This window comes from Synechococcus sp. R6-5 (assembly GCF_047461775.1).
GTDB lineage: Bacteria > Cyanobacteriota > Cyanobacteriia > Thermostichales > Thermostichaceae > Thermostichus.
Map to the genome: position 1 here is coordinate 1 of NZ_JANSHV010000208.1, position 10,302 is coordinate 10,302.

The window sequence follows — 10,302 nt, forward strand, 5'->3', positions numbered from 1 at the left end:
GGGGATATCCGGGCGGGTGGTGGCGTGGGCGGCGGGGGAAAGGTCATCGGTGTTGATCTCGCCGGCAACCTTGAACACTGTTACAGTGATTGCTGCGGCCAGGGGAGCTTTGGCGGTAAACCATTCGCCCTTGGCCCAGGACTCGATCACCTGTTGGGCATAGGCATTGCCGGACTGGCTCAGCTCCAGCACGTCGTGAAAGGCATCGAAAACCAGCAGGGTGTGGCTGAGGGCGCGGGCTGCTGCCGCTGCAATCTCACTCCGGGGATCCCGCAACAGATCCAGCAAAACCTGGACGTTGTAGCCCCCCAGCATGGTGCCCAAGAGCTCCACCGCCCGCAGGGGAGTGATCAACGGGGATTCAACCTCCTCCTTGGCCACAGCGGCCAAAAAGCCCGCTTTCACATAGGCGGCTTCATCGACCCCCGGCGGGACGCGCTCTGTTAAGAGGTGCAACAAAAAGGCTTCTTCGCCAGCAGGCGGGGCCTTCAGGAGCTCGCACACCTGGCTGGTCTGGGCAGCGTTTAAGGGCAGCGGCGGGATCCCTTGGGCCTCGCGGGCAGCGGCGTGTTGGCGGTATTCGGCCAGCATGGGGGTTTAGGCACTCGACGTGGGTATTTATTCTACCGCTAGCTCGGCAGAGGAAAGGTCCTCGAGAAGGGATCCCATCCGCTGGCGGTAACTCAGCTTGGCCTAGGATAGCTCCGCCAACAGCTCTTTTTGGTAAAGGCCAATACAAGCTTGGATCAAGTCGTCCAGCTCCCCATCCAAGATGGGCTGCAGAGGGAAATTCTGGTTGAGGCGGTGGTCGGTAACGCGGTTGTCCTTGTAGTTGTAGGTGCGAATTTTTTCCGAGCGGGATCCCGTTCCCACCTGCATGCGCCGAGCAGAGCTAATGGAGGCCTGTTGCTCCTGCAGCTTCATCTCGTAGAGTTTGGCCCGCAAAATCTGCATGGCCCGCTGGCGGTTCTGCAGCTGGGAACGCTCCTCGGTACAAAACACCCGGATCCCGGTGGGCTTGTGGAGAAGATCCACCGCCGTCTCCACCTTGTTCACGTTTTGGCCGCCTGCCCCCCCAGAACGTGCCGTTTTGATTTCGATGTCTTTCGGGTCGATGACCACCTCCACCTCGTCCACCTCTGGCATCACCGCCACCGTGGCCGTCGAGGTGTGGACACGGCCTTGCGCTTCGGTGACGGGCACCCGCTGCACCCGATGCACGCCAGCTTCAAACTTGAGCTTGCTGTACACCTGATCCCCTTGAATCTCCAGGATCGCCTCTTTGTAGCCCCCCAGCTCTCCTTCCGAGAGGCTCGCCAGACGCACCGACCAGCCCAGCTTTTCGGCGTAGCGGGTGTACATGCGGGCCAGATCCGCCGCCCACAGCGCCGCCTCCTCCCCACCGGTGCCAGCGCGAATCTCCAACATAATGTTCTTGTCGTCGTTGGGATCCCGGGGCAGCAGCAGCAGGGTGAGCTTTTCCTCCAGTTGTTCTTGGCGGGCCCGCAGTTGCTCAAGTTCCGCTCTTGCCATCGCCTCCAGCTCCGGGTCGGAGGCCGATTCCCGCAAAAGTTCTTCCGTCTGTTGCAGATCGCGATTCAGCTTTTGCCAGTCGTGAAAAGCCTGGACGGTGGCCTCCAAGGAGGAGCGGGCCTTGGCAATCCGCTGCAGCTCAGCTGGATCCGTGGCCACGTCCGGATCGGCCAAGCGCACCGTCAGCTCCTGAAAGGTGGCTTCGACATTCTTAAGCTGGTCGATCAGTTGAGCAGAAGCCATAGACTTGCGATACCCAGGAATCCAAGTATTGCCCACACCCGGAGGGGGGAACCTCTACTTGGCCTTTTTGCCACCTCCCATGCCGTATTTGCGCATGAACTTCTCCACCCGGCCTTCGCTGTCGATGATCTTCTGGCTGCCGGTGAAAAAGGGATGGTTGCCCGACCAAACATCCACCTTGAGCTCCGGCTTGGTGGATCCCACCGTCATCACCACTTCGCCGTTGCAGATGACTTTGGCTTCTGGATACCACTGCGGGTGCAATCCTTTCTTGGGCATAACCCTTTCCTCCTCTGGGCCTGTTTCTATACCCTTGTCTATCAACATCTTCCTCTAAAAACAACGGCAGGGATCCCTAGCGCTTCGAGTACTGGGGAGCCTTGCGGGCCTTGCGCAGGCCGTATTTCTTCCGCTCCACGGCGCGCGGATCCCGTTTCAGATAACCCTCTACTTTCAAAGGGCCGCGATTGGCCAGATCCACCTCACAGAGGGCGCGCGCCACCCCCAGCTTGATCGCATCCGCCTGGCCGTGAACACCGCCGCCATGGGCTCGCACTAGGATATCGTAGGAGTTTTCCAGACCAAGGATCTCCAGCGGCCCCTTCACACTGGCCAGCAGGGCTTCTTGATACTGCAGATACTGGTCTCCCGGCCTGTCGTTGATGATGATTTTGCCCGTGCCGGGCACCAAACGCACGCGGGCAACGGCGGTTTTGCGGCGTCCCGTTCCCCAATAAACGGCTCGTTGGCTGCTCGCTTGAGTCATGCTTTGGCTCCTGGGATCGTGTTGAGGGGATAAACCTGGGGTTGCTGGGCCTCATGAGGGTGGTTTGGCCCGACATAAACTTTCAACTTGGTGAATTGCCGCCGGCCCAAACGGGTGTGGGGCAACATTCCCTTAACCGCTTTTTCCACCACCCGCTCCGGCAGCCGCGCCTGCAGTTGGGCAAAGGTTTCTACTTTCATGCCGCCGGGACGGCCAGAGTGGCGGCGGTAGAGCTTTTGGGTGCGCTTTTTGCCGGTGACCACCACTTTCTCAGCGTTGATCACAATTACATAGTCCCCCGTATCCAGGTGAGGGGTGAAGTCCGGTTTATGCTTACCCCGCAAGAGGGTGGCCACAGCGGCGGCCAAGCGGCCCAGGCGCTGATTGGCAGCATCCACCAGATACCAGCGGGGCGCCAGAGTCTCAGGGTTGGGAAGGGGAGTTTTGTTCATGGCAGCCAAGGAAACATATCAGGACAAGCTTGGAGATCGCCCAAATCAACCGCAGGAATGGGCCAACGCAGCCGGCGACCGGAGGGCGGAGGGAGGCTCTGTGGGCAAGGCCCAAAAGGGCGGCGAGTGGGCGAACTGTTGACCGAAGGGATCCGCAGCATAGCCCACATCCGTCAGGCACAGCCCTTGCGGAGGAGCGCTGTAGCGGGTGCGCATCTGGCTCCAGTCGTTGTGTTGCCACAGGTGGACAAATTGGGCTGGGCTGAGCTCGCCTCGGCCCACCACCTCTAGGGATCCCACCAAGAGCCGCATCATCCGGTAGAGGAAGCCGCTGGCCTGCACCTCGATGCTGATCAAGTCCCCCAGCCGCTGGCAGAGCACCTCCTGCACCTGTACCCGCGAGTGGGGCCGATCCGATCCCCGCCGCCGGAAGGCTTCCAAGCTGTGCTCCCCCAGCAGGGAATTCAGGGCTTCCGCCATCGGCTCCACCTGCAGAGGCCAACGCACTTGCCAGCTAAAGAGGCGCCAGAACACATCCGGTCGCTCCCGGTTCAGGATCAGGTAGCGGTAGCGGCGCCAGCGAGCCGAAAAGCGGGCGTGCCAGGAGTCAGGCACTTGAGCAGAAGCCAGCACTACCACATCTTCCGGCAGACAGTCGTTCAGCACCCTCGACCACTCCGCCGCAGGGATGCCGGAGGTGGTGTCGAAGTGGGCCACCTGGCCTGCAGCATGAACCCCCGTATCGGTGCGACCGGCCCCATAGAGGGTTACCGGATGCCCCGCCCGCGACGCAATCGCCTCCTCCAGCACCCCTTGCACGGTACGGCGGGCTGCCTGGCGCTGCCAGCCATAGAACCTGCTGCCGAGGTACTGAATTCTCAGGGCAATGCGACGGTACGGCATGGATCCCTTTCCGCTACACCAGCTCGATGACCGCCATTTCTGCTCCATCCCCCCGCCGATGCACGGTGCGCAAGATGCGGGTATAGCCACCGGGCCGATCCCGGTAGCGCTCAGGAGCCTGCTCAAACAGGGAGCGCACCAGCTCCTTGTCGTAGATGTAGGCCAGCGCCTGTCGCCGCGCCGCCAGGGATCCCTCTTTGGCCAGGGTGATCATCTTCTCGGTGGTGGCCCGAATGGCTTTGGCGCGGGCTTTGGTGGTGGTGATCCGCCCTTCCCGCAGCAGAGCCGTGGTCAGCGCCCGCATCAGGGCCTTGCGCTGGTCGGCGGGCTTGTTGAGGTGGGGGGTACGACGGCGGTGGCGCATGGTAACCTCTGTCTTGTGTCCTACACTCTTCGGGGATCCTTGCGTTTTGACGCGGTTGTGCTAGCGGTGCAGATGCTTGAGACGGAACCTAAACTCTAGGCCTTGCCTTTTTCGCGGGTGCGGGGCAGTGTCAGACCAAAGCGGGCTTTCAAAGCCTGCACCACCTCTTCCGCAGACTTCTGGCCAAAGTTTTTGATCTCCAGCAGATCTTCCTCGGTATAGAGCAGCAGATCGGCCACCGTGTTGATCTGAGCTCGCTTCAGACAGTTGTAGGCCCGTACCGAGAGCTGTAGCTCCTCGATGGGGATCTGGTTTTTTTGGTTGTCCTCGTCTGGCTTGGGCGGCACAGGAGCATCGAAGCTGACCTCCTGCAGCGGTGCGAACAAGCCCACCAAAATGCGGGCCGCTTGGCTGAGGGCCTCTTGCGGGGTGAGGCTGCCGTTGGTCCAGATTTCCAATACTAGCCGATCTTTTTCCAGGAATTGGCCCACCCGAGCTGCTTCCACGGCGTAGTTCACCTTGCGCACCGGCATGAAGACAGAGTCGATCTGCAGAAAATCAATCGCCATCGCCTTGCTGTCAGAGTAATCGACGGCGCGGTAGCCATGTCCCCGGCCAATCATGAACTCCATTTCCAAAATTGCCCCTTCCGCCAGGGTGGCAATGTGGTGACGGGGGTTGATCACCTCCACATCGCTGGGCAATTGCAGCTTCTCAGCAGTAACTTCCCCTGGCCCCTGAGCCACCAAACGGCCCACCTGAGTCTCGGGGGAACTGGAGCGCAGCACCAGCTCCTTCATGTTTAGAAGGATCTCCATCACGTCTTCCCGCACCCCCGGCACCGTGGAAAACTCGTGGGTCACCCCGGCAATGCGTACAGCAGTCACCGCCGTCCCCTCCAGATTGGAGAGCAACACCCGCCGCAGGGCGTTGCCCACCGTGATCCCTTGGCCGCGCTCCAGCGGCCCCAAAGCAAATTTGCCGTAGTGAACGCCGTTATCATCCCGATGAGATTCAACACACTCGGTCTGGTAGGCAACAGCACTTGCGCTCGCTCTGCTGCCCAGAGAGTGGGAGAGGGTTCGGCTGGTTTGAATCGTCATGGTGGCCCCGTCCGTCTGGCTCGATATCCGTTTGGAGAACTGATGAAACTTCGAGGTCATCTCACGCTTGGGCAGACCTGTAGCTCTGGAGCAAACTCCTACAGACGCTCGACCGGCCCTCAACGCGGGATCCTTCAGACACGCCGCCGCTTGGGAGGACGGCAACCGTTGTGGGGAATGGGGGTGATATCTCGAATAAGGGTAATTTCCAAGCCCGTTGCCTGTAGAGCGCGAATGGCGGTTTCTCGACCGGCTCCCGGCCCGCTCACCATCACCTCGATCTGGCGCATGCCGTTCTCCATGGCTTGACGCGCCGCACTTTCTGCTGCCATTTGGGCGGCGAAAGGAGTGCCCTTTTTGGCCCCTTTGAAGCCCGTAGAACCTGCCGAGGCCCAAGACACCACATCGCCGTTGGGATCCGTGATGGTGACGATGGTGTTGTTGAAGGTGGACTGAATGTAGGCCACCCCATTGGGGATGTTCTTTTTGACTTTACGTCCGCGCCGTTGCTGCCGAGCCATGATCCAAGTGTCCTCGCAATCGACTGTTTGGGGTTGGGATTCGGGATGGTGGAAGAGTTTTGCCTTCCGCGCAAAGCCGAGCGACTACTTCTTGGCAGGAGCTTTCTTCTTGCCGGCCACCGTTTTCCTGACCCCCTTGCGGGTGCGGGCATTGGTGCGGGTGCGCTGACCACGCACGGGCAGACCCAGGCGATGGCGACGACCTCGATAGGTGCCAATGTCGATCAGCCGCTTGATGTTCATCGCCTCCTGGCGGCGCAGATCCCCTTCCACCTGGTATTCGCCCTCCACCACCGTCCGTAGGGCGGCCACCTCAGCGTCGGTGAGGTCGCGGGTACGAGTATCCGGATTGATACCGGTCTTCGCCAAAATCTGGCGGGAGCGGGTTAGCCCAATGCCGTAAATGTAGGTGAGGGCAATCTCCACTCGCTTTTCTCGGGGGATGTCAACTCCCGCAATCCGTGCCATAGTCAGGGGTACCTTATCGAAATCAAATCAAACCAAGTTGCCTGCCTGAGATGGGATTTTTATTCAGGGGGATGTGGCCGTGGAGATGCTGGTCTTGGGATCCATGCTCACCGAGAGGTCTAGCCAACGTTTTGCTCGGTTGTGTCGGAAGCCTTTGCCTCTGTCTCCCGTTGCAGGCTGAACCCACCCACCATCGACCCTCTAGCCCTGCCGCTGCTTGTGCTTGGGGTTGGAAGAACAAATGACCATCACCCGACCGTGGCGGCGGATGACCCGGCATTTTTCGCAGATCCGACGGACGGAAGGCCGTACCTTCATGGTTGATCCTGACAAAACCAGCGAATATCCATTCTATGTTCGTCTGGGCAACCTGTCAAAATGTGTTTGGGTTTGCTGACAGCGAGCGGACAGTCGGGTTGGCTATGCTGGTTGGGCGAGGATCTCCTGAGTCAAAGCAGGCGCGGCTGTGGAGTGAGGAAGGTCATGCGGTGGCAATGGCTGGTTGTGCTGAGCAGCGTGCTGGGGCTGGGATCCCCTGTGTTGGGGCAAGGGATCCCTTCGCCGGAGGCAGGCTCCTCCTCTGCGGTGGAGAACTTTTCGACGGACGGGAACGGCCTGAGGACAGAGGGGGATTGGCTTTTGCCGTTGCGCAGCTCTGCCGATCGCATCGATGGGGTACCGGGTCGGGGCTGGGTTGCGGTTGGGCTGTTGGAGGAGCAGGCGGTGACTCTGCTGGATGGGGCCAGCGGGGATCCCCTGTGGCAGGCGGCGGTGGGGTTTGCCCCCAGTGTGGTGCGGGTGGATGAGGCGCGGCAGGTGGTCTATGCCTCTGGCCCCAATGCCCCTGGGCTGGTGGCCCTCGATCTGCTGACGGGGGAGCTGATTCAGGCTTATGGGTTGCCGGCAGGGGTTTTGGATATTGCCGTGGATGCGGCCACAGGGCGGGTTTTCGCCTCCCTGCCCTCTGCCCAGAGTTTGGCGGTGATGGCTGCTCCCCTTCGCAGCAGCGGTGCGGAGCACAAACGCCAAAGCGACCCCTCAGAGCAGCCGCAAGCCCGCAATTTGCCGATGCCCGGCCCCCCTTTGGCGCTGGCCTATGATGCGCAGCGGGGATCCCTGTTTGTGGGTCTAGCCGGGGAGGATCCCCTCAGTTTGCTGGTGGTCAACCCAGACAACGGGGAGTTGTTGGCCCGTTGGCGCGGCGGCAATACTCCGGAAGCGATGGCTTTGGATGCCGAACGGCAACGCTTGGTGGTGCTCAACTCGGGCAGCCAAGACCTGACGGTGCTGGATCTGAGCCGCAGCGGCGAGGCCCTGCAGCGGGTTGGCCTGGATTGGCGACCGACGCGGCTGGCCCTTTCCCCTGATGGACGTTGGGCTTACGTGACCTCCCGCGATAGCGACCGCCTGCAGCTGGTGGATTTACAGACGGGGCAATTGGTGGCCTCGCTGCGGCTGCAGGGACAGCCGACGGGTCTGGTGATGTTGGGGGAGCGGGATCTGTGGGTGGTGGCAGCAGGGATCCCAGCTTTGCGCCGTTTGCAGGATATTCAGGCTCAAGTTGGCGACGGCGGGACAGAGGTCCTGAACGGGGGAGTCCCCTCTCCAGGCAACCGCGGTGTGGTGACCGGGCGGGTGCTGGATATTGCCGGCCAACCTGTTCAGACGGGGGTTTTGCACTTGGCCGCCACGCCAACCCAACCCAGGCAAACCGTCCGCATTGCTGCCGACGGCACTTATGTGCTGCCGGAACTGCCGGCCGGCCTGTATTTGGTGGATGTGGAGGTGCCGGGTTTTCCGCTGACCAGCACCCAGGTGGAAGTCCGGGCCGGCTTTGTCTCCACTCAGGATATTCGCCTGCCGCCAGGGGAACCGACCCGCCAGCCGGAGGGCATTGGCCTTTTGCCCGATGAACCCGTTTACTCGGATGAGCTGGCCCGCCACCTCAGCATGGCCCTGAAGGAGTTGCAGCCCCAGCGACCGGTGATCCTCTTGAAGGGGCCTTTGGGGCCGGATCCTCGGTTTGAGCCGCTTCTGCCCCTCACCCAGGGCCTAACGTTGTTGGATCGGGATGAGCGCTACACCTCCGATTTGGCCAAGCTGAAGGCCATCGGGGATGCCCTGGGATTGCGCTATATCCTCTTGACCCAGATGCAGATCTCGCGGGACTACAACCGCCAGGGCAACTCTCTGCTGAATACAGCCTTACGCTTTGTGGCCCCGACGGTGCCGGTGGAAATTCCCAACTTCACCCCCAACCAGCTGCGCAGCCGCGGGGTGGTGGTGGTGGTGGACTTGCAGAGGGATCGGCCTGGGGATCGGGCTCGCTACTACGAAGCCTATGGGCGGGATGATGTGGGCGGGGATCCGATGTTTGAAGATGCGGCAGCGGGCCTGTTTCGGCTGCAGGTGCGCAACATGGTGCCGGTGTTTGTCCAACAATGGCAAGCCAACAACCCCTTTTCGGGGTGAGGATCCCTGCAGCAGGATCTTGCCCTGTTCGCGTCAGGGGTGCGGAGCAGAATAGAACCGACTGCTACTACCGGATGCAACCTTCGCCATGCCTTTTTTCTTCTTTCATCCTCTCCGGCACAGGATTAGCTATCGCTACGCAACGCTCTCGCGAACAGGCAGTCTGGCCCTCTGCGGCTGGCTGGCACTGGCTTCAGGAGCGCTGGCTCAGGCTCCGGCCACCCCCATTCCGCGGTTGACGCCGTTGTTTCCCTCCCAAAACAGAGGGCAGCCCCAGGGAACAGCACGGCTGGTGGGGCAGGTGAGCAACAGCGTGGGGCAACCTGTGGCGGGGGCACAGGTGCAGTTGGAGGGCATGGAGAACCCCAATCAGCCGATTCAAACCGATGAGCGGGGCGCTTTTGAGCTAGACCAAGCCCCAGCCGGGCGTTGGCTGTTGACGGTGTGGCACCCCGACTATGAAAAGGCAGAGCAGGAGATCCTGCTGCAAGGGGGCCTGACCACCCCTGTGGATGTGGTTTTGCAGGTGCCCATTCGGCCTCAACCCCGTCGTCGCCTTGGCATTTTGGGGGTGGGAGGGTTGGAGCACACCCAACTGTTGGGCCAGCGCCTGGCCATAGAGGCAGTGCGTCTGGGCTTGATCCCCAACGGCGAGAAGGTGGTGCCCCTGGACAACCGTCGCATTCAGCCCATTTTGCAGAAGGTGGGCTGGCCCATCTACGAATTGTTTGAGTGGGATCGCCGCAAGCCGGAGGCGGTGGGCCAATTTTTCGATTACCTGGGCCTGGAAGCCATCGTCATCGCCCGCGTCGATGTCCTCACTCGACCAGCTTCGCCAACGGAGCTGAGCCTGCGTTCCCGCAGCCGCCTGGAACTGTGGCGGTTTGATGAGCAAGGCAACCTTGTGGTAGATATCCTGGCCGAGGCCAGTCGCGATCAGGTGGAGCGGAGCAACCTCAATGCTGCCGAGCTGGCCCAGCTTTATCAAATCCAAGTCACCCAGATGGCTGCTGAGGTGGGATCCCGCTGGAAGGAGCATCACCCGCTGGCCCAGTACCTAGAACTGGCTCAGGGAGAAGCCCCACCCCCACGCTCTCGCCTGGATACGGCTGTGGAGCTGCGCATCCCCTCTGCCACACCGACTCCCTAGGTCTTAAGCAGAACAGCTCCGGGATCTCTTCTGTTGTCGTGAAAGGGATTGTCCTCTGAGTTCGTCTAGCAACGACGGGAGGAGCCGCCCGAAGAGTGGCGAGAAGAGCTGCCCCCCGATGAAGAGCGGGAGGAGGAGCCGAAAGAGCCAGAAGAGCGCGAGGAGCCGCCACAACAGGAGCTTGCAAAGCTTGGATCTGGTTTTGCAGTTGTCTGCAGCGACGCTGCCTGCGCCAGTACATTGTGCCGCCGATTATCCCTGCAGCACCTGCCCCCACCCCTACCAACGGCCAGGGCGAAGGGGGAGCATGACTCTAGTCAATAATAA

General features: G+C 61.3%; 12 protein-coding genes and 1 pseudogene. 2 read left to right on the forward strand and 11 right to left on the reverse strand.

Going from position 1 to position 10,302, the window contains the following annotated elements:
- The 11 genes and pseudogenes from NW818_RS10850 to rpmJ form a co-directional block, all read right to left on the reverse strand.
- Window positions 1-591, reverse strand: a pseudogene (locus NW818_RS10850) (aconitate hydratase B); the annotation flags it as partial.
- Between the two features lie 102 nt (window positions 592-693).
- Complete coding sequence (gene prfA, locus NW818_RS10855; protein ID WP_011433196.1) at window positions 694-1,776, reverse strand: peptide chain release factor 1; 1,083 nt, start codon at window positions 1,774-1,776, stop codon at window positions 694-696.
- A 54-nt stretch (window positions 1,777-1,830) separates the two neighbouring features.
- Window positions 1,831-2,055: a 50S ribosomal protein L31 gene (rpmE, locus tag NW818_RS10860; protein ID WP_414409113.1), complete on the reverse strand. Its 225-nt coding sequence runs from the start codon at window positions 2,053-2,055 to the stop codon at window positions 1,831-1,833.
- A gap of 76 nt (window positions 2,056-2,131) precedes the next feature.
- Window positions 2,132-2,542 carry a 30S ribosomal protein S9 gene (rpsI, locus tag NW818_RS10865; protein ID WP_414424561.1) on the reverse strand — a complete coding sequence of 137 codons (411 nt, stop codon included), beginning with the start codon at window positions 2,540-2,542 and terminating at the stop codon, window positions 2,132-2,134.
- On the reverse strand, window positions 2,539-2,994 hold the full coding sequence (gene rplM / locus NW818_RS10870; protein ID WP_011433193.1) for a 50S ribosomal protein L13: 456 nt from the start codon (window positions 2,992-2,994) through the stop codon (window positions 2,539-2,541). Before rplM ends, rpsI begins: the two co-directional genes overlap by 4 nt.
- 45 nt (window positions 2,995-3,039) lie before the next feature.
- Entirely contained in the window at window positions 3,040-3,897 is an 858-nt protein-coding gene (gene truA, locus NW818_RS10875; RefSeq protein ID WP_414424562.1) for a tRNA pseudouridine(38-40) synthase TruA, read from the reverse strand.
- Between the two features lie 13 nt (window positions 3,898-3,910).
- Entirely contained in the window at window positions 3,911-4,261 is a 351-nt protein-coding gene (rplQ, locus tag NW818_RS10880; RefSeq protein WP_011433191.1) for a 50S ribosomal protein L17, read from the reverse strand.
- A 95-nt stretch (window positions 4,262-4,356) separates the two neighbouring features.
- Entirely contained in the window at window positions 4,357-5,364 is a 1,008-nt protein-coding gene (locus NW818_RS10885; RefSeq protein ID WP_414331185.1) for a DNA-directed RNA polymerase subunit alpha, read from the reverse strand.
- Window positions 5,365-5,498: 134 nt separating this feature from the next.
- The gene (rpsK, locus tag NW818_RS10890) at window positions 5,499-5,885 is read right to left on the reverse strand and encodes a 30S ribosomal protein S11 (protein WP_011433189.1); all 387 of its coding nucleotides are present in this window, start codon (window positions 5,883-5,885) and stop codon (window positions 5,499-5,501) included.
- Between the two features lie 84 nt (window positions 5,886-5,969).
- Window positions 5,970-6,353, reverse strand: coding sequence for a 30S ribosomal protein S13 (gene rpsM / locus NW818_RS10895; protein ID WP_011433188.1), 384 nt, complete (start codon window positions 6,351-6,353; stop codon window positions 5,970-5,972).
- Between the two features lie 201 nt (window positions 6,354-6,554).
- The gene (gene rpmJ, locus NW818_RS10900) at window positions 6,555-6,671 is read right to left on the reverse strand and encodes a 50S ribosomal protein L36 (protein WP_011433187.1); all 117 of its coding nucleotides are present in this window, start codon (window positions 6,669-6,671) and stop codon (window positions 6,555-6,557) included.
- Between the two features lie 165 nt (window positions 6,672-6,836).
- Between rpmJ and NW818_RS10905 the strand changes: the two genes are divergently transcribed.
- On the forward strand, window positions 6,837-8,825 hold the full coding sequence (locus tag NW818_RS10905; RefSeq protein WP_414424563.1) for a carboxypeptidase regulatory-like domain-containing protein: 1,989 nt from the start codon (window positions 6,837-6,839) through the stop codon (window positions 8,823-8,825).
- Window positions 8,826-8,913: 88 nt separating this feature from the next.
- Window positions 8,914-9,975: a carboxypeptidase-like regulatory domain-containing protein gene (locus NW818_RS10910; RefSeq protein WP_414424564.1), complete on the forward strand. Its 1,062-nt coding sequence runs from the start codon at window positions 8,914-8,916 to the stop codon at window positions 9,973-9,975.
- Window positions 9,976-10,302: the final 327 nt, after the last annotated feature.

Excerpts from the sequence above, each read along its gene's own strand:
- prfA (WP_011433196.1), bottom strand. The coding sequence starts at position 1,776 with ATGGCTTCTGCTCAACTGATCGACCAGCTTAAGAATGTCGAAGCCACC.
- rpmE (WP_414409113.1), bottom strand. The coding sequence starts at position 2,055 with ATGCCCAAGAAAGGATTGCACCCGCAGTGGTATCCAGAAGCCAAAGTC.
- rpsI (WP_414424561.1), bottom strand. The coding sequence starts at position 2,542 with ATGACTCAAGCGAGCAGCCAACGAGCCGTTTATTGGGGAACGGGACGC.
- rplM (WP_011433193.1), bottom strand. The coding sequence starts at position 2,994 with ATGAACAAAACTCCCCTTCCCAACCCTGAGACTCTGGCGCCCCGCTGG.
- truA (WP_414424562.1), bottom strand. The coding sequence starts at position 3,897 with ATGCCGTACCGTCGCATTGCCCTGAGAATTCAGTACCTCGGCAGCAGG.
- rplQ (WP_011433191.1), bottom strand. The coding sequence starts at position 4,261 with ATGCGCCACCGCCGTCGTACCCCCCACCTCAACAAGCCCGCCGACCAG.
- NW818_RS10885 (WP_414331185.1), bottom strand. The coding sequence starts at position 5,364 with ATGACGATTCAAACCAGCCGAACCCTCTCCCACTCTCTGGGCAGCAGA.
- rpsK (WP_011433189.1), bottom strand. The coding sequence starts at position 5,885 with ATGGCTCGGCAGCAACGGCGCGGACGTAAAGTCAAAAAGAACATCCCC.
- rpsM (WP_011433188.1), bottom strand. The coding sequence starts at position 6,353 with ATGGCACGGATTGCGGGAGTTGACATCCCCCGAGAAAAGCGAGTGGAG.
- rpmJ (WP_011433187.1), bottom strand. The coding sequence starts at position 6,671 with ATGAAGGTACGGCCTTCCGTCCGTCGGATCTGCGAAAAATGCCGGGTC.
- NW818_RS10905 (WP_414424563.1), top strand. The coding sequence starts at position 6,837 with ATGCGGTGGCAATGGCTGGTTGTGCTGAGCAGCGTGCTGGGGCTGGGA.
- NW818_RS10910 (WP_414424564.1), top strand. The coding sequence starts at position 8,914 with ATGCCTTTTTTCTTCTTTCATCCTCTCCGGCACAGGATTAGCTATCGC.